The following is a 21445-nucleotide window of genomic DNA, read 5'->3' on the forward strand; positions in this document are numbered from 1 at the left end:
CTCAACGCGCAGTCAGCGTGCGGCGGTTGGTCGCGTGGTTGGTCACGTACGTCATGGGGGCGATCTGCATGTACGGAAGCCGTAGTTCGACGGCCACCTCGACATCGACCTCCTGGCCCTCCGCCGGCGGCTTCTCGCGTGGGACCACGACCTGGAGGCGGTCCTGGATGAACCAGAGCGTGTCCCACTGCTCCTTCAGCTCGTCGACGTGGTAGGTGCGTTCGCCCAGCTCGACCCGCAGGTCGTCGCGGGGGACGCGCTCCCCGTCCACTGTCACGGCGATGTCGCTGACACTCGACAGCCAGAGGCTGCGGTACCACGGCACCTTGAGGGCGACCGCCAGACCGCCGGGACGCCGGGTCAGGCTGTCCTCGGTCAGGACCGTGTCATCGGTGGCCATCAGATGTTCCTTCCTTCCCGCAGGCCCACCAGGCGGCGGGCCTCGGCCGGATCGACGATCACGCGAGAGCCGTTCGCGGCGGCGCTCGCACGGATGAGGGCCTGCTCACGGGCGACGACGTCGAAGGGGTCGTCCCAGTCGTTCCAGTGGAAGCCCTCCCACTCGCTGGAGATCGCTCCCGAGTAGCCGCTCCCGACCCACAGGTCGACCAGCTCGCGCACCGGCACCGACGGCTCGTCGCCGTCGGCGTCGATCTCGTAGAACTTTCCGTGGGTGTGCACGGCCCAGGGAAGGACCTCGGCCCAGTCGGACGCCGGCGCGTGGCCGAACAGTCCGGTGATGTTGACCGCCATCTCGATCGCCCGGTCACCGGCACCATGGCGGTGGGCCAGCTCCATGACCTGCCGGAACCACCGTCCGTGCTGCGGCTCGGTCATCGGGGGCCCCTCGGCGTGGTGCTCCCGCCACAGTTGCTCGATCCCCGTCAGAAGGTCCTCGTCGTACCCCGCCTCGCGGTACTTGCGCAGCAGCGTCGACGGCACCGCCCGCAGCGACGCGCCCCAGTCGGGGACGAAGCCGAGCAGGGGCGACCCGAGCTTCTCGTAGCGTTCGAGCAGCGCCTGGATGCGCGGGTGCCTGGGGTGCTGGTGGGAGTGGATCTCCAGGCCGAGCCGGACGCCGTGCTGTTCGGCCACCGGGAGCAGCCGCTCCATGTCGTCGGGGGTGAGCGAGATCTGCACCCGTACGACAGGGAAGCCGAGCTCGCGGGCGACGGCGATCTGGGGGCGCATGTAGTCGACGAGTTCGTCGTCGGTGAGCATCCGGTCGCGGCGCAGCCCGGCGTCGGCGTTCGCGCTGAGGCAGGTCGGTACGAGACCGGTCTCGTCGATCAGCGACCGGAAGCGTGTCACGAAACCGGGGTCGACGTCCGGGAATCCCTTGATGCTCTGGAAGCCGACGAGTTCCAGCCCGGGACCGAGACCACGGCGGGCCACCTCGCGCACCAGTTCCTCGAACGTGTACCGCCGCCCGTGGAAGGCGCGGGTGAAGCTGTAGAGCGTGACCCCCTGCACGGGCGTGCCGGGCGCGGTCATGCGGACCTGCCTTTCCGCGTCACCGTCAGCGGCATCGTCTTGGCGTCCTTCTCCTCGATCCTGAGAACCCCCAGGTCGGTGGTGATGTAGGGGATGTACAGGCTCAACGTCACGCTCACCCGGTGCTCGGCCCGGTCGTCCAGAGCGGGCAGATCGCCCTCGAGCTCCGCGGAGTCGAGGACGTACCACCACAGGTCATGGCGGGCGGGTAGGTCGTCGAGCCGGTGGGAGCGACCGTCGACGGTCCAGGTGATGGAGTCACGCGGCACCTGCGCCCCGTCGACCATCCACCGGACGTCGGCGACGGACGACAGCGGCAGGGCCCGGTACCAGGGCATGCGGACGGAGAGCCGCACCCGGTCCCCCCGGGCGGCCAGCGTCCCGGGCTCGATGATCTGTTCCGGCATCAATGCAGGTGTTCCTCAAAGGCGTGAGAGGGCTGCCGGGGGCAGGAAGGAAGGGGTCAGCCCTTCAGCCCGCCGGCGTAGCCCTGGATGAACTTCTTCTGGGCGAAGAAGTAGAAGGCGAGAATGGGAACCATCGAGATGATCACGACAGCGAAGATCAGGTTCCACTGTGAGACCAGTGAGCCGACGTAGTTGTACATGACCACCGGCAACGTCTGGAATCCCGAACCGTTCAGGAAGATCAGCGCGGTGAAGAAGTCGTTCCACACGATCAGGCCGGCGAGGATGGCGACCGTTCCGGTGGCCGGGCCCATGAGAGGGAACACCACCTGGGCGAAAATCCTGGTCCGGGAGGCGCCGTCGACCGTCGCCGCCTCCTCGTAGTCTCGCGGTAGCCTCCGGAAGAAGCCGCCGTAGAGGAATACCGACAGCGGGATGAGCATGCCGGTGTAGACCACGATCATCCCGAACGGCGTCCCCACCAGGCCGAGGTCGCGCGCCTCGACGTAGAGCGGCACGACACCGAGCTGGGTGGGCAGCAGGATCGCGATCATGAACAGGTAGTACGTCCGGGTGCTCCAGCGGCTGGTGCTGCGGGCGAACACGTAGGCCGCGGGGGAGCCGATCACCACGAGGGCGGCGATGGTCCCGGCGGTGATGATCACGCTGTTGAGCAACCCCTGGAATATGCTCGACGACGCGTCACTGGAGGGCGAAAGCAGCGTGACGAAGTTCTCGAAGGTCGGACTGACCGGGAAGGACAGCGACGACGTGGTGAGCACCTGATCCTGCGTCTTCAGCGACGTGGAGATCAGAAAGTAGAAGGGCATCAACATCACGACCGCCGCCAGGATCGTGACGATCTCGAGGAGCAGCGTCTTCTTCGTGTAGTGGAACACGGCTTTCGTCCGATCTAGAGGCGGTCGCGGGTGGCGTACTGCTGGACGACGGTGAAGATGAGGATGAGCACGCTCAGCACCAGGGCCAGGGCCGCGCCGAAACCGAAATTGCTGAAGACGAACGTGTGCTGGTACACCTCTGTCGCCAGCGTCTGTGTGGCGCCTGCGGGGCCCCCGCCGGTGAGTGCGATGACCTGGTCGAAGATCCGCAGCCCCTGGATGAGTGATAGTGTCGTCGCGATCGCGATGGAGGGCTGGATCATCGGCATCGTGACCGACCGGAAACGACGCAGGGGGCCCGCGCCGTCCAGGGCGGCGGCCTCCTCCAGTTCCACGGGGACGGTGGCCAGGCCGGCGAGGTAGATCACCATGGTGAAGCCGATGTTCTGCCAGACCATGACGACGAGGACGGCCAGGAGCGCGAGCTTCGGGTCGGCCAGCCAGTCGCGCTGCCAGCTCTTCAGGCCGACGGCGCCGAGCGTCTCGTTGAGCGGGCCGTCGAAGGCGAAGATGAACTTCCAGATGTAGGAGACCGCGATCGGGGCGATGACCACGGGCATGAACAGCAATGTCCGCAGGACGTATCGCGTCTTGAGGCCGCGGTTGAGGGCCAGTGCGAACAGCAGTCCCAGGATGTTGCTGCCGAGCACGAAGCCGAATGCCAGCAGCAGCGTGTTGACGAGCGCTCCGGTGAGTTCCTCCGTCTGGAAGATCCGTGTGAAGTTCTTGAGACCGATGAAGTCGAAGGAGCCGATGCCCGTCCAGTTGGTGAAGGCGTAGAAGGCGCCGCTGGCGGTCGTCGCGTAGATGAAGGCCAGCATGAGCGCCACGGCCGGCAGCGCCCACCACCAATAGCCGTAGCCGATGCGGTACGCGCGCTGTCTGCCTGCCGCCGGCTTCGGGGTCGCGGCCGTGGCTCCCACCGCGCCGGCTTGGCTTTCCGTCATGGTCATCTTGCCGTCCCTAGTCCCTGTTTCCGCGTCGGGTGGCGTGCGGGGCGGCAGATCCCACCCCAACGCCGGCCGGGCTCAGCTGCTCCAGGCAGCGTCCATCGCCTTGAGCACGTCGTCGATCGTCTTCTGACCCGTGAGCAGGCCGGTCGCGCCGCTGCCGAGGGCGTCGTAAACCTGGCCGTTGGGCCAGGTGTCGATGCCGAAGGGGCGGTACTGCTTGTTCTTCAGCATGTCCGCGATGGGCTGGTACTGAGGCAGCAGGTCCGACGTTGCGATGTCGCTGCCCACCGGGATGCTGCCCTGTGCGTCGGCGAACTTCTTCGCCTCGTCCGGAGAGACGGAGAACTTGATGAAGTCCTGGACGAGCTTCGGGCTCTTCGTTTTCGCGTTGCCGGCCAGACCGATGTTGGCAGTCAGCGCAGCGTAGGTCTGCGTGCCCTGGGGCGCCGGGAACGGCAGCGCGATGAGCTTCACGTGCCCTTGCGCCGCGTCCATGATGTCCTTGGTCGCCCCGCTCGGCGCGAAGAAACCGAAGAGCTTGCCCTGGCTGGCGCCGTTGGTCAGGGCGTCGAAGCCGGCCCCCGCCGCGCCGTCCTGGAAGCAGCCCGACTTGTTCAGGTCGATCACGGCCTGCAGGGCGTCGCGCCACCCCTGCGTCTGCGCGAAGGTGGTCTTGCCGGCGGCCCGGTCCTGGTTCCAGTTCGGGTTCGGGCCGTACACGGTGGAGGAGGCGATCTCCATCGCCATGATGCCGGGGTTCTGCGGAACGGACCCGGCCAGCCCGAAGATCGATTTACCCGCCGCCTTCACCTTGCCGCACTGTGACAGCACGTCCTGGAGGGTGGACGAAGGCGTGACCGTCACACCGTTCTGCTTGGCGAGGTCGTCGTTGTAGACGATCGCGCTGATCGTCACGGCGGACGGCACCCCCAAGAGCTTGCCGTCGAGCGAATAGAGCTCTTCGGTGCCCTCGGGAAGGACACTCTTGAGGCTGGAGTCCAGGTCCATCAGGAGGCCGGCCTTTCCGAGCTGGCCCACCGAGCCCGCCTGACCGGTGCCGGCGTTGATGTACATGACATCCGGTCCGTTGCCGGCCTGCATCTGCGTCGTCAGCGTCTGGTTGTAGGCGTTCAGCGCGATCCGGTTGGTCTTGATCGTGACGCCCGGATGCGCCTTCATGTAGTCCTGAGCGAGGGTTTCGTACGCCTTCTCGCCGGTGTTCGCGCTCGCGTAGGACAACGTGATGGTCTGCGGCTCCTCACCGTTGGCGGTGCTGCCGTCCTCGCCTCCGCAGGCGGCGAGGAGCAGGCCGGTGGCCAGAGGCAACGCCACGGCGGCAGCGCGGCGGCGGTGCCGGGCGATCGAGAACGTCATGGTGAGCCTTTCGAGGGCCGGGAAGAGGGGTGACAGTGAGTGAGGGATCCACTGGACGAATCGCGTATGTCGGGAGTGTTACAGCTATTCTGTCGGTAAACAACATAAGTTTGCTGATGGGCAGCATAGACCGGATCTATTGGGAGGCCGGGCGAACCACGGACCCTGCGATGGCCCGCCGGAACTCTCTGGCCACGGGAGTGCATCGCGGTTCCGTTCTTTGGAAATGGCCTCTCACATGCGATGTCTCCTGTCGGCAACCTGCTTCGGCCGGACCGGCCCGCGCACAAGGGGCTCCTCCGGTCAAGCAGTCTGCTGCTACTTTTGTCGAGCATGATCGGAATTCCTGGCCTGTGTCCTAGGGGAAGCAAGGAGGGGAAGTGCCCTCTGGGCGGATGGACAGCCTGGCCGCCGTCCTCGCGGCGATCCGCGGCAGCCACGGGATGACCCAGCCGCTTATCTCCCAGCAGTTGGAGCTCGGCCGCAGCGTCGTCGCGGCGCGCATCGCGGAGCTGGAGTCGGCGGGGCTTGTGGCCCGCGCGGGGGTCGGTCCCTCCACCGGGGGGCGCGCTCCTCGTCAGCTGCGGCTGCGCGCGGAAGCCGGCCGGGTTGTCGGTGTGGACATCGGTGCGACCGGAATGGAGATCGGCGTCGCGGACCTCTCGGGTCGGGTGCTCGAGAGCGTGGAAGAGCCCGTTGACATCGCCGACGGCCCGGAGGTGATCATGGCCCGGGTTGAGCAGCTCGTCGACGGGCTACTGGCCGGGGCTGTGGAGGGGCGGAGTGTGTGGGGCATCGGGGTCGGTGTCCCAGGACCAGTCGAATTCGCGACCGGCCTTCCGGTGTCCCCGCCGATCATGCCCGGCTGGGACGGATACCCGATCCGTGATCGGTTGTCGCGCCGCTACGACGCGCCGACCTGGGTGGACAACGACGTCAACCTGCTGGCACTGGGGGAGCTGCGTACCAATTCCACCATAGGAGACGCGCAGGACCTGCTCTACGTCAAGATCGGCACCGGGATCGGGGCCGGGTTGGTGTCCGGCGGTCGGCTGCACCGGGGGACGAACGGGTGCGCCGGCGACATCGGGCACATCGCGGTCCCGGAGGCGGAGAACGTCATCTGTCGCTGTGGGAATGCCGGGTGTCTCGAGGCGGTCGCCGGCGGGGCGGCACTGGCGCGCGAGGGGCGGCGGCTGGCCGAGAGCGGGGGCAGCCGGGTGCTGACGGAGATCCTGGCGGCGAAGGGCACACTGACCACCGCTGACGTCACGGTGGCCGCCGGGAGGGGAGACGCGGCGGCCCGCGCCCTCCTGGCCCGCGCCGGCCGGCTCGTCGGGACCGCGCTCGCCACGCTCGTCAGCTTCTACAACCCGGCGCTCGTCGTCCTCGGCGGCGGGGTGGTCAGCGCCGGCGACCACGTCCTGGCCGCCATTCGTGAGGCCGTCTACCGCCGCTCTCTTCCGCTCGCCACGCGGACACTGCGGATCGAACCGACGTCTCTGGGGGAGGCGGGGCTCGCCGGGGCGGTGCACCTGGTTCTCGATGAGCTGTTCACACCTCGCCTGCTCGCGCAGTGGCTCCCGTTCTCCACGCCCGCGGGGCATCCGGACCTGCCCTCGGCGGGGGAGCGCTCCGCGGCCTGAGCCGAGGAGTCCGTGCTCCCGTCCACCTCGCCAAGGTGACCGCGAGCACCGGACGCGGGGATTGCTCGCGGTCGCGGGCGGCGAGGCCGGCCACGAGCGCGGCTACCCGCTCCCGGGCCGGTGGACCTCGACGACCCCGGCCTCGCCCTCAGGATGTGAGCGCATAACCCTGCTGTCGCCGAGCCTCAGTCATCGAATGTCCCTTGTCGGCGGACTTCGGCTCGTGGCGCGCCGTCAGGCCGCGGGGCCGCCGAGTTCGGGCGAAGGTGTCGGCGACCCAGTCGGCGATGAAGACGCTGACGTGGGGCAGATGGTCCAAGCCGATGTGCTCCGTGGCCCCCTCCTCGGCGGTGAAGATCCGCAACTCCCGCTTGGGGGAGTTGACCGCCTGTTCGTAGGAGCGGTGTGCGTACTCCAGTGGGATCTGCCGGTCGTTCGCCCCGTGCGCGATGAGGAAGGGTACGGTGATCTTCTCGACGACGCCTTCCAGGTTCACCTGGTCGGCGAACTCGATGAACTCCCGCAGATCGGTGTGGCCCCACACCCACAAGACGTGCTCCCAGTAGTGCGGGACCGGCCGCTCGCCCTCCCGTTCGAGTCTGCGGCGCTGGACAGCGCCCCAGTCGTGGTTGGCGCCCCAAGCCACGCACAGGGCGAAGCGCTTCTCGAAGGCCGCGGCGCGGGGAGCGTAGTAGCCGCCCAGCGACCAGCCGACGATGCCGATGCGGCCGCGGTCGACGTCCGGCCGGGCTTCCAGCCAGTCGACCACCGCCCCGGCCCAAGCTTCGGCGTCGACGCGGGCGGTGAGCCCCTGCAGCCGGAGCGCCTCACCGGTGCCGGGGTGATCGAGCATCAGGCAGGAGATGCCGCGTGCGGCCAGCTCCTCCCAGTGACTCGAGGAGTACATGTGCTCCTTGGTCGAGTCCAGCCCGTTGACCAGCACGACGACCGGCGCGGGGCCGGCGTCGGTGGCCGGGGCGGCGCTGAAGTAGGCCGGCAGCGTCGTGCCCTCGTAGGGGATGGCCACCCGGGAGACGCGCGGGTCCCTGAGGTCGAACGCCTTCTGCGCCAGCTCCAGCACCCGCTTGTAGGTCGGGATGCGGTTCGGGTCGGAGTTCGACAGCATCCGCTCGGCCTGACACAGGTAGTTGGTCGCGCGGAAGTACAGCTGCCCGGCCGTACGGGTGTGCCCCGCCTTCTCCGCGTCCTGCGCCTGGGCGACCAGCTGGTCGGTGAGGGCGGTCCAGGCGCGTAGCAGGTCGGGCGTGCCGGCGTCCTCGCCCTGGGCGGCGGCCTCCTTGATCGGGCGGCACGCGCGGTCCACCTCGTCGATCAGCCCGCCCGAGTTCAGCGTGGCGACGACGCCGAGGTTCCAGACGTAGTTGCCCGGAAAATACTCAAACACTGTGGTTCCTCTCAAGCCGGAGCGCGGGCAGGGCGCGCTCCTGATCAGTTAGTCCGCTGACGCGCCCGAGGCCGTGGCCGGGCCGGCTCGACAGGCGGCAGCTCGGGTCCGGGTACGACGCGGTTGCGGATGGTGCCGATACCCTCCACGGTCATCTCCACGACGTCGCCCGGTCGCAGCGGAGGAGGGCTGATCTCGCCGCGGCGGCCCCACAGCTCGGCGAGGCAGCCGCCGTGGCCGCATGTGCCCGAACCGAGTACGTCGCCGGGACGCAGGACGGTGCCGCGGGCGGCGTAGGAGATGAGATCCTCGAACGGCCAGCCCATGTTCGACAGCAGGTCCTGACCCACCTCGACGCCGTTGACGCTGACTCGCATGTCGAGGGGCAGGAAGCCCTCGTCGTCCCGGTAGGGCTCCAGCTCGTCGGCGGTCACCAGCCAGGGGCCCAACGTGGTGGCGGAGTCCTTGCCCTTGGCCGGGCCGAGCAAGACCTTCATCTCCCGGCGCTGCAGGTCCCGGGCGGACCAGTCGTTGAGCACGGCGTACCCGAAGATCGCATCACGGACTCGGTCCGGGGTCTCCGAGGCCACCTTCCGGCCGACCACGGCCGCGACCTCCAGCTCGAAGTCGAACAGCCGGGAGCCGGGAGGCACCGGTATGTCGTCGTGTGCACCGTAGAGCGGGTAGGGGTTGGTGAAGTAGAAGGTCGGCGCCTCGTACCACTCCGCCGCGACCCCGCCGCCATCGCCGACACTCATGACCACGCCCTCGACGTGCTCCTCGAACGCGACGAAGTCGCGGATCGTCTCCGGCTGCAGCGGCGGCAGCAGCCGGACACGGTCAAGCGGGACCGGCGGCGCGGACAGCGTGGCCGCCCCCGCCTCCAGCGCCGCGGGCAGCCCCGCGCGGACCAGGTCGAGCACGGTCACGCCGGCTGGAAGGGCGTGCAGCCCGTGCTCACCGACGACGCCGGCGGTGACGGTCCCGCCGTCTTCCCAGGTTGCGAACTTCATGGGCTCAGACCGGAGGTGCGACGAACAGACCCTGGTCGGGGTCGTTGAACGAGCGCTGCGCGACGAACTCGTTCATCGCGTTCGCGGTGCCCCACTGGTCGCTGACCTCGGGCTTGCTGAAGTCGTACACATGGGGGTGCCAGGTGTCCTCGTCGAGGACTTCCAGCTCGGTCGTGTACTCCATGGTGTTGCCGGACGGGTCAAGGAAGTAGCTGAAGGTGTTGTTGCCGGCCAGGTGCCGTCCGGGCCCCCAGATCTTCTCCACGCCGGCGCGCAGCACCCGGCCGGTGCCCCGCATGTACTCGTCCAGGCCACGCATCTCGAACGAGGCGTGGTGCAGCGAGGGGTGCGGGCAGCGGGCGATCGCCAGGCTGTGGTGCCAGGCGTTGATCCGCATGAACCACATCATCTCGCCCATGCGAGGGTGCATCAGGGTGTCCGAGAGGGCGAACGAGAGGTGCTTTTCGTAGAAGGCGCGGGTGCTCTCAGGGTCGGCGGAGTTGATGACGACGTGCGAGAGTCGAACGGGGATCGACTCCCCCTCTTCGACCGCTCTGTGCTTCCGTACGGCGACATCGGCGCTGATCTCGATCGTACGGCCCTCATTGTCGAAGAACCGGAAGCCGTAACCGCCTCCGGGGGTCTGCAGGTCGCCCGGCTCCGTGATGAGCCGGACGCCGTCGCGGGCGAGGTTACCGGCGAGGGTGTCGACGTCGGCACGGCTGGCCGCGCCGAACGCGATGAGGTCGATGCGCTTGTCGGCCGACTCGCGCAGCCGGACGACGTACTGCTCGGGCGACCCCTCGGCGGCCAGGAAGGTCAGACCGGTGTCGCTGTGCTCGGCCTTGAGCCCCCAGAGGTTCGTGTAGAACTCGAGCTGCTTGGCGTGGTCGGGCACGGCGAGATCGACGTGCCGTAGATGGGTGATCAGACGTTCGGGCATCGGGTTTCTCCGGTAGCGGATCGGCCAGGGGTAGGTCAGGCGGGGCGGCTGACGAGCATCGCGATGGTTCGCATGAGGCCGGGAATGTCGCCCTGTTCGTGCGCGAGCTGCCAGGCGGCGAGCTGGTTGGAGGCGTCGACGACGGTCTTCGCGCGGTCCACACGGCGAGCGTGGAACTCGTCCCAAAGATTCTGATCGACGGCGTCATGAGTGATCAGGAGCTCCGTGAGGACGGCGGCGTCCTCAAGAGCCTGGGCGCCGCCCTGGGCGATGGTCGGCGGGCAGGTGTGCGCGGCATCGCCGATGAGCACGACTCGCCCGCGGTTCCACGGCGGCGCGAGCACGTGGGTCTCGAACCACGTGTAGTTGACCCGGGAGGGATCGGTGAGCGTCTCCCGGATCTCGTCCCACGGTCCGTGGTAGGCCTGGGAGAGATCCCTCATGACGGCCAGCCGCTGCTCCGGCGTGAGGGTGGAGCGGTCCTGCGCGTCCTCCACGATGTACGCGTAGAGCGAATCCTCACCGGTGGGGCAGTAGCCGGCGATGTAAGAGGGGCCGCCGTAGTAGAGGTCGGTGCGTGTCACGCCGGCCGGCCGCGGGCCGAAGCTCCGCCAGATGCCCATGCCGACCGACTTGGTCTCCAGGTCGATGCCCAGCGCACGGCGGGTCCAGGAGCGGATGCCGTCCGCACCGATCACGAGGTCGTACCGGCTGGTCGACTCGTCGGAGAAGGTGACGGCGACCCCGGGGTCGTCCTGGCGCAGTTCGGTGAACGTCGTCCCGTACCGGATCTTGACGCCCACCTCATCGGCGCGGTCGTGCAGGACGCGGGCCAGCTCGGGGCGGGACATCCCCATCACGGCGGGATAGTCCGGGCCGCCGGTCTTGGCATCCGGGATCTCGAAGAGCACTGTCCCGTACGGGTCGGGCGCCCGGATGCCGGTGACGTCGAAAGGGTAGCCGCGCTGGCGCGCGCGTTCCCAGACGCCCAGTCTGTCAAGCTCGCGGAGTGCGTTGCCCTGGAGGGTGATCCCCGAGCCGAGCGCGGTGACCTGTGGCTCGATCTCCACCAGGTCCACTGCCACCCCGGCGGAGGCCAGGTGTATGGCTGCTCCGGCGCCGGCCAGGCCGCTGCCGACGATGAGGACGTTCTTCACGGCGGGCATGTCAGGACTCCTTGATCACTTGACTGCGATCGGATTGACCGGGGCGCCCACGGCACCGGTCACGGGCAGGGGAGCGGCGGTGAGGAAGAAGTCCCAGACGCCGTCGGCGGCGCAATCGGCGGCCAGCGCGTCGAGGTCCCACATCTCACCGATGAACAGCCCCATGTTGGGGATGGCGACCTGGTGCAGCGGCTGGAAGGCGACGTCGAACTCATTGGGGCGCACCTCGAAGCCCCAGGTGTCGGTGGCGATGCCGGCGATCTCGGTGTCGTGCAGCCAGTCCGCCGTGGTGAACGACAGGCCGGGGGAGGGCCCGCCGGCGTAGTCGCCCCAGCCCTCTCGCCGTGCCCGTGCCAGCCGGCCGGTGCGCACCAACAGCAGATCGCCGCGGCCGACATGCGCCGACTCGCCCTGGGCGGCGATGGTCGCCTCGAGGTGCTCGGTGGTGATGGCGAAGCCGTCGGGCAGTTCGCCGCCGGTCCCGATGGCCCGGCCGACGTCGAGGAGCACCCCACGGCCGCAGATGAGCGAGGCCACGGTCTCGATGCCGGTGACCGCGTCGCCGTCGCTGGTCACGACGTCACCCGCGCGGCGGCCGTTCCAGGCGCGGCCGTGGTCGAAGATATGCCCGAGGCCGTCCCATTGAGTGGAGGCCTGCAGCGGCATGAAGATCACATCGTCGGCGCCGCCGAGCCCATGTGGGAAGCCCTGCGTGCCGCGCTCGGCGTCGGTCCCGGTGTCGAGCATCGTGTGCACCGGGTTGGTGCGCCGCCGCCAGCCCTTCTGCGGACCATTCATATCGAACGACTGGGCGAGCGAGAAGCTCACTCCCCGGCGCACCAGCGCCGCGCCCTCGCGGCGCTTGGCCTCGTCGAGGAAGTTCAGTGTGCCGAGCACATCGTCATCGCCCCAGCGACCCCAATTGGAGTTCCGTTTGGCGGCGGCGGCGATGGCTCCCTCGGGATCCGCAGGGTCCAGGGGCGCCATGGCGGGGACGTGGGGCACGAAGGTCCTCTCTCGGGTCGGGGACGTGGACCATGGTGCGGGAGGGAGGGTTATCAGGGAAGACGCAATGGGTGATGCCGCCCATCAGTGCCATGGATAAGCTGCTGGTCATGCGGCTCTCGAACCTGGACCTCAACCTGCTGGTGTCTCTCGACGCGCTGCTCGACCAGCGCAGCGTCACCCGGGCCGCCCAGCAGCTGGGGCTGAGCCAGCCGGCGCTGTCGGCGTCGCTGGCCCGGCTGCGTCGGCACTTCGGTGACGAGCTGCTCACCCGGGTGGGCAACGAGTACCGGCTCAGCCCGCTCGCCGCGCAGCTCAAGCCGCAGGTGCGGTTGGCCCTCGATGGTGTGGAGCGGATTTTCACCGCGCAACCGGTCTTCGACCCGAAGGAGTCCAGCCGGGAGTTCAGCGTCCTGCTCAGCGACTATGCCAGTGCGGTCCTCGGCAACGTCCTGACGGAGCTGTTGGGGCAGGAGGCGCCGGGCGCCCGTCTGAGGCTGATGCACAACACCCCTGCTGCGGTCGACCACGCCGAGCAGACGTTGCTGACAACGGACCTGCTGGTGGTGCCGCACGGTTTCGTCACCGACCTACCCCACGCGGAGGTGCTGCGGGACAGGTGGGTGCTGGTGGTCTCGGCGGACAACCCCGACGTCGGTGACACGCTCACCATCGAGCAGATCGAAGCCATGCCATGGGTCGCGACCTACTACGGGCCGACGGCGTCCACTCCGGCCGCCCGGCAGATGCGGATGCTCGGGATCGAGCCGCGGGTCCAGGTCGTGACGGAGAGTTTCCTGACCATCCCCGGCCTCGTCGCCGGGACGCGCCGGATCGCGCTGCTGCAGGAGCGGCTGGTGCGCCTGCTCTCGGTCGACGTCGGGATCCGCTCGCTGCCCTGCCCTTTCGAAGTCGGCCCGCTGGTCGACGCAATGTGGTGGCACCCGGTCTACGACCGCAATCCCGAGCACGCCTTCTTCCGCGATCTGCTCCTGCGCGCCGCCCAACAGGTGAGCGGCTAGTTCTCGGCTGGTTCTGTGCCGAAGGTGGACCCGCGATGGTGAGATGACGTCGAAGCCAGGTTAGGCGGGTGTGGTTGCGGCACCCACCTGGCACCAGGTGCTGGTGCAGCCCCCGGTAGATGCGGGGGGCGAACTTAGCAGCCTCGGCGGCCTGCCGTCGTATAGCCGCTCGAGGTCATCAACGCTGCCCCGATGCTGCTGATCGCTCACCCAGATGGTGGCGACGTTCTCGCCGGCGGCGGCTACTCGGATGAGTTCTCCGTGGGCTTGCAGGGCGGGGAGGATACGTTGGTGGTCGAGGCGGGGGTGTAGGTCGGCGGAGCCGAAGCGGTGGCGCGAAACCCTCTGCCGGTCTGTCGGCTCCGGTCATCACGAAGCTGACCGAGCAGTGGAAGGCCGAGCAGCGCGCCTTCGCTGATCGTGACCTGTCGGGCGTGGACTACGTCTACCTGTGGGCCGACGGCGTGCACGTCAACGTCCGGCTGGAGGAACACCGGTTGTGCCTGCTGGTGATGATCGGTGTGCGCGCCGACGACCGCAAGGAGTTGATCGCGCTGTCCGACGGCTATCGGGAGTCGGCCGAGTCGTGGGCGGACCTGCTGCGCGACTGCAAGCGGCGGGGATGCGCGCGCCGGTGCTGGTTTCCGGGGACGGCGCGCTGGGGTTCTGGGCGGCGCTCGCTGAGGTGTTCCCGCAGGCCAGGACCCAGAGGTAGTACGGCTCAACGGCGCCCTCTACATGACCTTCTCCGCCTTCGCCCCCGAGGACAACCTGCAGTCGCTCTACCTCGCGCCGCTGTCCAACCCCTGGACCGCGAGCGCGTTCGGCCGCCGCATCCCCGCCCCCACCCTTCCCTGGGAACGCCAGGACGGCGGCGTCAACGAAGGCGGCTTCATGCCGTAACACGGCGGCCGCTCGGCATGCTCGAATACCGTGGCGGAGACCCACTCGCCGCCTCCTCCTGGAGGGTGGCTAGCCGAGCAGAATGCGATGACGAAGGAGAGCGAATCCGGATGGCGTTCCCGCCGCAGGAAGGTGATGCTTCATCCCTTTGCTGTGGCCGCCAGCGCCTCTGCCAGGTCTTCCAGACGGCCGTCGGAGCCCGGGGCGCTGGATGGTGGGCCGATGGTGAACAGCCGGATGCCCGCCATCCGTGCTGCCTGCGAACCCAGGGTGATCATGTCGCGGTGGCACAACATCACGACGGCACCGCTGTCCACGAGCAGTCGCATGATCTCGTCGACCGACATCAGCGGGCTCACCTGCACGGCCTCCGCTCCTGCGGCAAGGATGGCGTGGCGGATGTGGTGAGACCTCATCGTGCCAGGACACAACAGTGCGATCCGGTCGCCGCGACCTGGGCTGATCTTTCTCACTGCCGCGGCCAACGCGCGCACCCGGCGCCAGGTTCCAGGGGTCATGGTCTCCGCCGGCGGACTCAGTCGTGCTGGACGAGGACGGCCACACCGCACATGGTCGCCAGGCCCTTCCTGGCGTCCGTGCGGTTCATGCGGTACGGCAAGGTCGTGAGGATGCGCGCGCCCGAGCAGCCGAGTGGGTGGCCCAGTGCGATGGCACCGCCGTCGCGGTCGAGGTGCAGGTCCTGGAGGCAAGCGAGGGCCTGGGCGGCGAACGCCTCGTTGATTTCGGCTGTGTCGAGGTCGTCGATCGCCCAGCCGGTCCGGGTCAACGCCTTGCGGATGGGAGTCCGGCGGGCAGCGGCGAAGGGGACGGGACGCATCAGGGGTTCCCTTTCACTGGCTCAGGTGAAGGCGGCGACACCCGTCAGGGCCCGGCCGATCAGCAGTTTGTGGACCTGGCTGGTGCCTTCGTAGAGGGTCATCACCCGCGCGTCCCGCAGGTACTTGGAGACCGGGTACTCGTCGATGTAGCCGTAGCCGCCGAAGACCTGGAGCGCGTCGTTCGCGGCGCGCACGGCCGCCTCGCTCGCGTACAGCTTCGCCATCGACGATTCCGTGGCGAACGGCAGGCCGCGGTCGATGTGGTCGGCGACCCGCCACACCAGCAGCCGGGCGGCGTCGACGTCGAGGGCGATGTTCGCGATCAGGTCCTGCACCAGTTGGTGGGCGGCGATGGGCTTGCCGAACTGCTCGCGTTCCTTGGCGTACGCGACGGCCGCGTCCAGGCAGGCCTGCGCCAGGCCCACGCATCCTGCGGCGACGGACATACGGCCCTTGGCCAGCGCCGCCAGGGCGATGGAGAAGCCCTTGCCCTCCGGGCCCAGGACGGCCTGCTCCGGTACCCGTACGGCGTCGAAGATCAGCTCAGCGGTGGGCTGTCCGCGCAGGCCGAGCTTGCCGTGCAGTTCCCGACGTTCGAGACCGGGGGTGTCGGTGGGGACGAGGAAGGCGGTGATGCCCCGGTGGCCGGGCTCCCCGGTGCGGGCGAAGACCAGGGCGACGTCCGCCCAGGTGCCGTTGGTGATGAACATCTTGGAGCCGTTGATCACCCAGTCCGTGCCGTCGCGCTCGGCTCTGGTGGTGAGCGCGGCCGCGTCGGATCCGCTGCCGGGCTCGGTCAGCGCGAAGCAGCCCAACGCCTGGCCGCTGGTGAGTGCGGGCAGCCACCGGTTCTTCTGGTCCTCGTCACCGTAGGTGTTGATCGACTTGGCGACGAGCCCCAGGGAGACGGACACGATTCCGCGGACGGCGGAGTCACCCCGGCCGAGTTCCTCCAGCACCAGGGCGTAGGCCAGATGATCGCCCGCTGAGCCGCCGTACTCCTCGGGGATCGTCAGGCCGAGAAATCCGAGGTCGCCCAGCCGGCTCACGATCGACCGGTCGACGGATTCCGCGCGGTCCCAGTCAGCGGCGTGGGGAGCGATCTCGCGGGCGACGAATTCGGCGGCGAGTTGCCGTACGGCGATCTGTTCCTCGGACAGTTCGAGGTTCATCCCGTCCTCCAAAACTAGCAGTGCAAGTTTTAGTTGCATCGTAATCCAGGTAAACTAGCGGTGCAAGTTTTAGGGGATGGCATCCAGGCGCAGGGAGAATGTCGTGGCGCGACCTCGTCGGCCGTTGCTGAGCCGGGAACGCATCGTGTCCGCGGCTCTCGCCCTGGTCGACGCCGAAGGGCTCGACGCCGTCTCCACGCGGCGGCTGGCCACCGAACTCGGGGTCAGCGGGCCATCGCTCTACAACCACGTGGCCACCAAGGAAGAACTGGTCGATTCCGTCGTGGACGCGGTGCTCAGCGAGGTCGACACGTCGATGTTCGCCCGGCTCGGCGGCGATGACCGTGACTGGCGCGCGGCCTTGGCGGCCTGGGCGAAGTCCTACCGGGCCACACTGGCCGCGCATCCCAACATCGTCCCGGTGGTGGCCAAGGGGCCCGGACGGCGTCCCCATGCGCTGCACATCGCCGACGCCGTCTTCGGAGGGCTGGTCGCGGCCGGGTGGCCTCGCCGTGAAGCCACCCGGGTGGGAGCGCTCATGCGGTATTTCGTCACGGGTTCGGCGCTCGGCTCCTTCGCCGGCGGGTTTCCCGATGACGCGACCGTGTACGAGGAGAACTACGCGCACCTGGGGCAGGCGCATCTCCTCGCCGAGCGACAGCAGGAGATCAACGAGAGCGCCTTCGCGGTCGGTCTTGAGTCCCTTCTCGACGGGCTTGAGCTGCGGTATAGGACCGTGACAGCAGGCGGTGACCCGTCGGAACGGGTCACCTGAATCACTTCCCCCTCCACACCGGCGGCCGTTTCTCGGCGAAGGCGCGGGCGCCCTCCTGGGCGTCGTGCGAGGTGAATATCGGGGCGATCAGCTCCCGCTGTCGGTCGAAGGCGGACTCCGCCGGCCATCCCCGTGACTCGACGATCACCTGCTTGGTGACGCGGACCGCCAGCGGCCCGTTCGCGGCGATCGCGGCGGCGAGCCGCCGGGCCTGCGCCAGTGCTTCTCCCGGCGAGGTCAGCCGGTTGACCAGGCCGAGTGCGTGGGCCCGTTCCGCGGGCAGCAAGTCGCCGGTCAGCGCCAGTTCCATGCCGATCTGGTACGGGATGCGTCCGGGGAGGCGCAGCAGGCCGCCCCCGGCCGCGACCAGCCCTCGACGTACCTCGGGCAGGCCGAACCGGGCGTTGTGGGCGGCCACCACGAGATCACTCGCCAGCACCAGCTCGCATCCGCCCGCCACGGCGTAGCCTTCGACGGCGGCGATGAGCGGTTTGCGCGGAGGCGCCTCGACCAGGCCCGCGAACCCGCGTCCTGGCACGTAGGGGCGTTCTCCGCGCAGGAAAGCCTTGAGGTCCATACCGGCGCAGAAGACGTCTCCCGCGCCGGTGAGGATGCCGACTTTCAGGTCTTGGCGGGCGTCGAGCTTGTCCATCGCGGCGGCGATGCCTTCGGCGACGGAGAGGTTGATGGCGTTGCGTGCCTTCGGGCGGTTGATGGTGATGACAGCAAGGCCGTCGGCGTACTCGGTGATCACTTCATCGCACATGGGTCCCCCATTCGGTCATCGTTCCTCGGCTGCGCGGCTCGTCCAGGTGTAGAAGCCCTGTCCCGTTTTGCGGCCCATGAGGCCGGCGGCGACCTTCTCGCGCAGCAGTCGCGGTGGCGCGAACCGGTCGCCGAGCTCACCGGAGAGGTATTCGGCGATGGCGAGCCGGACGTCGAGTCCCACCAGGTCGGTCAGGCGTAGCGGGCCGATGGGGTGCCGGTAGCCCAGGACCATGGCGGTGTCGATGTCGTGCGGCTCCGCCACCCCCTCCTCCACCATGCGGATCGCCTCCAGGCCGAGCAGCACCCCGAGACGGCTGGTGGCGAACCCGGGACTGTCGCGGACGACTATGGAGTGGCGTTGCCACGTCTCACTCCAGCTCTTCGCCAGCTCCACCGTCCGTGGCGCTGTCCGCTCACCGGCGACGATCTCGACCAGGGCCGACTTCGCCACCGGGTTGAAGAAGTGCAGCCCGAGGAACCTGTCCGGGTCATGGACGGCCTGCGCGAGTCGGCCGATGGCGATGGAGCTGGTGTTGGTGGCGAGGATCGCATGGTGCGCCACCCTGCCGGCCGCGGCGAGCACGTCCGCCTTCAGCTTCGCGTCCTCCGCCACGGCCTCGATGACGAGGTCCGCCTCAGGCGGGGTGCGCGAGAGGTTTGTGGTCGTCTCCAGCCGGGCGAGCGCGGCGGGGTCGTCCGGCCACTCCCGGCGGACCCGTTCGGCCACCCGGCCGGCGGCCGCCTGGTCGACCTCGACCACGGTCACGGTGCTGCCCGTGGCGGCCATGAGGCCGGCGATGCCGCACCCCATGGTGCCCCCGCCGATGATCGTCACGTGACGCGGGTGATTCGTCATGTCTCCTTCAAGTGTTCGGTGGACCAATGGTCACTGCGGCTCTTCGGTCGCGAGGACGGACGCGGCGCGGGGCCGGGACAGCCGCCGGACGAGGTAGATCACCGCGATCCCGGCGGGCGCGACCAGTCCGATCCCGAGCTGGCCACGCGATTCGGGCAGGACGACCATGCTGACGGCGACCGCCACCAGGAGCCCCAGCGTGAACCAGCTCAGATACGGGTGACCCCACATCCTGACGGGCAGGTCTCCGCCCTCCTGCTCGACGAGCCTGCGCAACCGGAGCTGAGAGATCGCGATCACCGCGTAGATGACCAAGGCGACACTGCCCGCGGCGTTGAGCAGGAACGCGAACACCGCTTCGGGGGCGAGGTAAGCCACCGCGACCGCGAGCCAGCCGGCCAGCGTGCTGAGCACGATCGCGCGGATCGGCGTGCCACGGGCCGTGGTCCTGGCCAGGGAGCGCGGCGCCTCACCTTGAGCGGTCAGCGCGAACAGCATGCGGGACGCGGTGTAGATGCCGGCGTTGAGCACCGACAGCACTGCGGTCAGCACGACGAGCTGCATGGCGACGGCCGCCCCTGGAACGCCGAGCCGCTCCAGGAGGACGACGAACGGGCTCTCGCCCGGCCGGATCTCGGCCTGCGGGATCAACACCACGATGAGAGCGATCGAACCGACGTAGAAGACGATGACCCGCCACACCACGGTGGTGGCCGCCCTGGCGACCGCCCTGACCGGGTCGGTGGCCTCCGCGGCGGCGATGGTGACGATCTCCGCGCCGAAGTAGGAGAAGACCACCACGGTGATGGCGCTCAACACCCCGGTGGCGCCTGTCGGGGCGAGCGGGCCGTCGCCGATGGCCAGGACGTGCGCCGGCTGCCCGGGCAGCACACCGAACAGCGCGGCGACCGCGATCGCCAGGAAGACCACGATCGCCGCCACCTTGACGGCGGCGAACCAGAACTCGGCCTCTCCGAATCCGCGCGCGGACAGCAGGTTGACCACGCTCATCACGCCCATGACGGCGGCGGAGACGACCCAGAGCGGCAGGTGCGGAAGGAACTCGCCGATGATCTCCGCTCCGGCCACGGCTTCGAAGGCCACGACGACGACCCAGAAGTACCAGTACGTCCAGCCGATGATGAACCCCGCCCCCTTCCCCAGGGCGAGGCGGGCGTAGTCCGAGAACGAGCCGACCGAGGGCCGTGCGGCGGCCATTTCGGCGAGCATGCGCATCACCAGGAGCAGGATCACTCCGCCCACCGCGTACGCGAGCGGGGCCAGTACGCCCGCGGTGTGGATGACGGCGCCGGAGCCGACGAACAGCCCCGCCCCGATGACGCCTCCCAGTGCGATCATGGACAGATGCCGAGGTCGCAGGGATCGCCGCAGCGCCTGCGGGGGATTCGAGTCGTTGTGGTGCGGCAAGGGTTCGCCTCCAGTACGGCCGGCCGCAGATGGGGAGCCTCGGCGCGCGATGAGAGGTCGCGGCTGCCCGGCGCTTGGTGCGGCAGCCTAATTGAGTCGATCGATCGATACAATAGCGAGCTCTAAATCCGCGGACGGCGGCCACAGGCTCGGGCCGTGGATGGGTCCGACCGTCGGAAGTCGCCTTGCGAGGTGGAGCTACGCCGCAAGTTGCACTCTTTCCAATGTTTCGAACGATCGATACAATACGCGCCAAGATCCGGACATAGGAGCGTGTTCATGGCCGTCCCAAACTCCGAGGAATTGGCCCGCTGCGTCGAGCAGATCGATCGTGACCGACTGACGAAGACCCTCTGCGAACTCATCGAACACCCCAGTGTGAACCCCTTCGGCGAAGCGCCGAGGGGCGCGGAGGAGGGAGAGCGGAGAGTAGCGGCCTACCTTCGCGATCGGCTCACCGCACTCGGCTGGACGTGCGACGTCGACGAGTACGCGCCCGGCCGCCACAACGCGCTGGCACGGCTTCCCGGCGCCTCGGGGGGCAGGTCGCTGATGTTCGCCGGCCACATGGACACGGTCGAGACGACGGGTTACCCGCAGGCGCTCACCGGCGTCGTCCGCGACGGCAGGGTTCACGGGCGGGGCGCGTGCGACATGAAGGCCGCGCTCGCCTGCTACCTGGAGGTCGCCGAGGTTCTGGCCGAGCGGTCGATCAGCCTCGCCGGAGATCTGCTGATCGCGGGCGTGGGCGATGAGGAGTACCGCCAGGAAGGCGCCAAGGCGCTCGGCGCGAGCGGGCCCAGGGCCGACGCGGTGATCATCGGTGAGCCGACGGAGCTGACGCTCTGCCTGGCCACCAAGGGGCTCGCGGCCTACGACCTGCGGGTCGCGGGGGTGGCCACGCACGGGAGTGTCCCCCAGCACGGCGCCAACGCCATCCTCACGGCGGCCCGGCTACTGGGTGGCTTCGAGGACTACCAGCGCACGCTCGACCGGCGACGGCATCCGCTGCTCGGCCCCGCGACGGTGAACGTCGGCGTCATCGAGGGGGGCACGAAGCCGAACATCGTGCCCTCCGAATGCCGCGTCCAGTTCAGCCGTCGCCTGCTGCCGGGTGAGAGCCCCGCGGACGTCCCTGTCGAGTTGGCGGCGGTCCTGGAGCGGGGAACGTGGTCGATCGGTGAGGCGTGGTGGACGGTCGACGCCTACGAACTGCCCCACGGCCACTGGCTGGCCGAGGCGCTGCGCACGGCGGCCCGGCTCAGCGGCGTCCCCGACCGCGAGCCGCACGGGTTCCCCGCCAGTTCCGACGCGGCTCCGGGCTCTGGTGGATGTGCGCGGCGATCTCATCGTGCTGCCTGATCCCCGCCTGACAGA

Annotated in this window: 22 protein-coding genes and 1 pseudogene; 6 read left to right on the forward strand and 17 right to left on the reverse strand. The window is 68.9% G+C overall.

From position 1 onward, the window contains the following. Position 1: 1 nt before the first annotated feature. The 6 genes from Msi02_RS26325 to Msi02_RS26350 form a co-directional block, all read right to left on the reverse strand. Positions 2–400 carry a C-glycoside deglycosidase beta subunit domain-containing protein gene (locus Msi02_RS26325; protein ID WP_204050745.1) on the reverse strand — a complete coding sequence of 133 codons (399 nt, stop codon included), beginning with the start codon at positions 398–400 and terminating at the stop codon, positions 2–4. Further along, entirely contained in the window at positions 400–1494 is a 1095-nt protein-coding gene (locus Msi02_RS26330) for a sugar phosphate isomerase/epimerase family protein (RefSeq protein ID WP_204050746.1), read from the reverse strand. The genes Msi02_RS26325 and Msi02_RS26330 overlap by 1 nt, the downstream gene beginning before the upstream one ends. Continuing rightward, positions 1491–1901 carry a C-glycoside deglycosidase beta subunit domain-containing protein gene (locus tag Msi02_RS26335; RefSeq protein WP_204050747.1) on the reverse strand — a complete coding sequence of 137 codons (411 nt, stop codon included), beginning with the start codon at positions 1899–1901 and terminating at the stop codon, positions 1491–1493. Before Msi02_RS26335 ends, Msi02_RS26330 begins: the two co-directional genes overlap by 4 nt. Before the next feature lie 56 nt (positions 1902–1957). Next, a complete protein-coding gene (locus tag Msi02_RS26340) occupies positions 1958–2800 on the reverse strand; it encodes a carbohydrate ABC transporter permease (protein WP_204050748.1) in 843 nt (280 codons plus the stop codon). A gap of 14 nt (positions 2801–2814) precedes the next feature. Continuing rightward, on the reverse strand, positions 2815–3753 hold the full coding sequence (locus Msi02_RS26345) for a carbohydrate ABC transporter permease (RefSeq protein ID WP_204050749.1): 939 nt from the start codon (positions 3751–3753) through the stop codon (positions 2815–2817). Positions 3754–3828: 75 nt separating this feature from the next. Then, positions 3829–5127, reverse strand: a complete 1299-nt coding sequence (locus Msi02_RS26350) for an ABC transporter substrate-binding protein (protein WP_204050750.1) — start codon at positions 5125–5127, stop codon at positions 3829–3831. A 380-nt stretch (positions 5128–5507) separates the two neighbouring features. On the opposite strand from Msi02_RS26350, the gene Msi02_RS26355 reads away from it, so the two are divergent. Continuing rightward, positions 5508–6773, forward strand: coding sequence for an ROK family transcriptional regulator (locus Msi02_RS26355; RefSeq protein WP_204050751.1), 1266 nt, complete (start codon positions 5508–5510; stop codon positions 6771–6773). A 148-nt stretch (positions 6774–6921) separates the two neighbouring features. On the opposite strand, the gene Msi02_RS26360 is transcribed toward Msi02_RS26355, so the two are convergent. The 5 genes from Msi02_RS26360 to Msi02_RS26380 are packed head-to-tail and all read right to left on the reverse strand — an operon-like array spanning position 6922 to position 12305. Beyond that, positions 6922–8178, reverse strand: a complete 1257-nt coding sequence (locus Msi02_RS26360; protein ID WP_204050752.1) for an alpha/beta hydrolase family protein — start codon at positions 8176–8178, stop codon at positions 6922–6924. Between the two features lie 44 nt (positions 8179–8222). Continuing rightward, positions 8223–9191, reverse strand: coding sequence for a fumarylacetoacetate hydrolase family protein (locus Msi02_RS26365; protein ID WP_204050753.1), 969 nt, complete (start codon positions 9189–9191; stop codon positions 8223–8225). 4 nt (positions 9192–9195) lie between these two features. Then, entirely contained in the window at positions 9196–10134 is a 939-nt protein-coding gene (locus Msi02_RS26370) for a VOC family protein (protein WP_193209162.1), read from the reverse strand. 35 nt (positions 10135–10169) lie between these two features. After that, on the reverse strand, positions 10170–11300 hold the full coding sequence (locus Msi02_RS26375) for an FAD-dependent monooxygenase (protein ID WP_204050754.1): 1131 nt from the start codon (positions 11298–11300) through the stop codon (positions 10170–10172). A 15-nt stretch (positions 11301–11315) separates the two neighbouring features. Continuing rightward, positions 11316–12305 (reverse strand): cyclase family protein, encoded by a 990-nt coding sequence (locus tag Msi02_RS26380; protein WP_239108718.1) that lies wholly within the window; start codon positions 12303–12305, stop codon positions 11316–11318. Between the two features lie 92 nt (positions 12306–12397). Between Msi02_RS26380 and Msi02_RS26385 the strand changes: the two genes are divergently transcribed. The 3 genes and pseudogenes from Msi02_RS26385 (at position 12398) to Msi02_RS26395 (ending at position 14230) form a co-directional block, all read left to right on the forward strand. Next, the gene (locus Msi02_RS26385; protein ID WP_204050755.1) at positions 12398–13327 is read left to right on the forward strand and encodes a LysR family transcriptional regulator; all 930 of its coding nucleotides are present in this window, start codon (positions 12398–12400) and stop codon (positions 13325–13327) included. A gap of 347 nt (positions 13328–13674) precedes the next feature. Next, a pseudogene (locus Msi02_RS26390) lies at positions 13675–14039 on the forward strand (transposase); the annotation flags it as partial. A 26-nt stretch (positions 14040–14065) separates the two neighbouring features. Further along, positions 14066–14230 (forward strand): hypothetical protein, encoded by a 165-nt coding sequence (locus tag Msi02_RS26395; protein WP_204050756.1) that lies wholly within the window; start codon positions 14066–14068, stop codon positions 14228–14230. A 140-nt stretch (positions 14231–14370) separates the two neighbouring features. On the opposite strand, the gene Msi02_RS26400 is transcribed toward Msi02_RS26395, so the two are convergent. Genes Msi02_RS26400 through Msi02_RS26410 form a run of 3 tightly spaced genes read right to left on the reverse strand, consistent with a single transcriptional unit; the run spans position 14371 to position 16241 of the window. Then, positions 14371–14748 (reverse strand): AMP-binding protein, encoded by a 378-nt coding sequence (locus Msi02_RS26400; protein ID WP_204050757.1) that lies wholly within the window; start codon positions 14746–14748, stop codon positions 14371–14373. Positions 14749–14765: 17 nt separating this feature from the next. Beyond that, the gene (locus Msi02_RS26405; protein WP_204050758.1) at positions 14766–15068 is read right to left on the reverse strand and encodes an acetyl-CoA C-acetyltransferase; all 303 of its coding nucleotides are present in this window, start codon (positions 15066–15068) and stop codon (positions 14766–14768) included. 21 nt (positions 15069–15089) lie between these two features. After that, positions 15090–16241 (reverse strand): acyl-CoA dehydrogenase family protein, encoded by a 1152-nt coding sequence (locus Msi02_RS26410; protein WP_204050759.1) that lies wholly within the window; start codon positions 16239–16241, stop codon positions 15090–15092. Between the two features lie 103 nt (positions 16242–16344). On the opposite strand from Msi02_RS26410, the gene Msi02_RS26415 reads away from it, so the two are divergent. Then, positions 16345–17016, forward strand: coding sequence for a TetR/AcrR family transcriptional regulator (locus Msi02_RS26415; protein WP_079317239.1), 672 nt, complete (start codon positions 16345–16347; stop codon positions 17014–17016). Position 17017: 1 nt separating this feature from the next. Here Msi02_RS26415 and Msi02_RS26420 read toward each other — a convergent pair whose 3' ends face one another. Genes Msi02_RS26420 through Msi02_RS26430 form a run of 3 tightly spaced genes read right to left on the reverse strand, consistent with a single transcriptional unit; the run spans position 17018 to position 19999 of the window. Beyond that, positions 17018–17782, reverse strand: a complete 765-nt coding sequence (locus Msi02_RS26420; protein ID WP_204050760.1) for a crotonase/enoyl-CoA hydratase family protein — start codon at positions 17780–17782, stop codon at positions 17018–17020. Between the two features lie 15 nt (positions 17783–17797). Next, entirely contained in the window at positions 17798–18640 is an 843-nt protein-coding gene (locus tag Msi02_RS26425) for a 3-hydroxyacyl-CoA dehydrogenase family protein (protein WP_204050761.1), read from the reverse strand. 30 nt (positions 18641–18670) lie between these two features. Continuing rightward, a complete protein-coding gene (locus Msi02_RS26430; RefSeq protein WP_204050762.1) occupies positions 18671–19999 on the reverse strand; it encodes an amino acid permease in 1329 nt (442 codons plus the stop codon). A gap of 348 nt (positions 20000–20347) precedes the next feature. On the opposite strand from Msi02_RS26430, the gene Msi02_RS26435 reads away from it, so the two are divergent. Continuing rightward, on the forward strand, positions 20348–21430 hold the full coding sequence (locus Msi02_RS26435; RefSeq protein ID WP_204050763.1) for a M20 family metallopeptidase: 1083 nt from the start codon (positions 20348–20350) through the stop codon (positions 21428–21430). Positions 21431–21445: the final 15 nt, after the last annotated feature.

The organism is Microbispora siamensis, from assembly GCF_016863095.1.
In the GTDB taxonomy this organism is placed as follows: domain Bacteria; phylum Actinomycetota; class Actinomycetes; order Streptosporangiales; family Streptosporangiaceae; genus Microbispora; species Microbispora siamensis.

What these genes read in the sequence shown, in the direction of transcription:
- Msi02_RS26325 (WP_204050745.1), bottom strand. Translation starts at nt 400, where the DNA reads ATGGCCACCGATGACACGGTCCTGACCGAGGACAGCCTGACCCGGCGT.
- Msi02_RS26330 (WP_204050746.1), bottom strand. Translation starts at nt 1,494, where the DNA reads ATGACCGCGCCCGGCACGCCCGTGCAGGGGGTCACGCTCTACAGCTTC.
- Msi02_RS26335 (WP_204050747.1), bottom strand. Translation starts at nt 1,901, where the DNA reads ATGCCGGAACAGATCATCGAGCCCGGGACGCTGGCCGCCCGGGGGGAC.
- Msi02_RS26345 (WP_204050749.1), bottom strand. Translation starts at nt 3,753, where the DNA reads ATGACCATGACGGAAAGCCAAGCCGGCGCGGTGGGAGCCACGGCCGCG.
- Msi02_RS26350 (WP_204050750.1), bottom strand. Translation starts at nt 5,127, where the DNA reads ATGACGTTCTCGATCGCCCGGCACCGCCGCCGCGCTGCCGCCGTGGCG.
- Msi02_RS26365 (WP_204050753.1), bottom strand. Translation starts at nt 9,191, where the DNA reads ATGAAGTTCGCAACCTGGGAAGACGGCGGGACCGTCACCGCCGGCGTC.
- Msi02_RS26370 (WP_193209162.1), bottom strand. Translation starts at nt 10,134, where the DNA reads ATGCCCGAACGTCTGATCACCCATCTACGGCACGTCGATCTCGCCGTG.
- Msi02_RS26375 (WP_204050754.1), bottom strand. Translation starts at nt 11,300, where the DNA reads ATGCCCGCCGTGAAGAACGTCCTCATCGTCGGCAGCGGCCTGGCCGGC.
- Msi02_RS26385 (WP_204050755.1), top strand. Translation starts at nt 12,398, where the DNA reads ATGGATAAGCTGCTGGTCATGCGGCTCTCGAACCTGGACCTCAACCTG.
- Msi02_RS26395 (WP_204050756.1), top strand. Translation starts at nt 14,066, where the DNA reads ATGACCTTCTCCGCCTTCGCCCCCGAGGACAACCTGCAGTCGCTCTAC.
- Msi02_RS26400 (WP_204050757.1), bottom strand. Translation starts at nt 14,748, where the DNA reads ATGACCCCTGGAACCTGGCGCCGGGTGCGCGCGTTGGCCGCGGCAGTG.
- Msi02_RS26405 (WP_204050758.1), bottom strand. Translation starts at nt 15,068, where the DNA reads ATGCGTCCCGTCCCCTTCGCCGCTGCCCGCCGGACTCCCATCCGCAAG.
- Msi02_RS26410 (WP_204050759.1), bottom strand. Translation starts at nt 16,241, where the DNA reads ATGAACCTCGAACTGTCCGAGGAACAGATCGCCGTACGGCAACTCGCC.
- Msi02_RS26420 (WP_204050760.1), bottom strand. Translation starts at nt 17,782, where the DNA reads ATGTGCGATGAAGTGATCACCGAGTACGCCGACGGCCTTGCTGTCATC.
- Msi02_RS26425 (WP_204050761.1), bottom strand. Translation starts at nt 18,640, where the DNA reads ATGACGAATCACCCGCGTCACGTGACGATCATCGGCGGGGGCACCATG.
- Msi02_RS26430 (WP_204050762.1), bottom strand. Translation starts at nt 19,999, where the DNA reads ATGATCGCACTGGGAGGCGTCATCGGGGCGGGGCTGTTCGTCGGCTCC.
- Msi02_RS26435 (WP_204050763.1), top strand. Translation starts at nt 20,348, where the DNA reads ATGGCCGTCCCAAACTCCGAGGAATTGGCCCGCTGCGTCGAGCAGATC.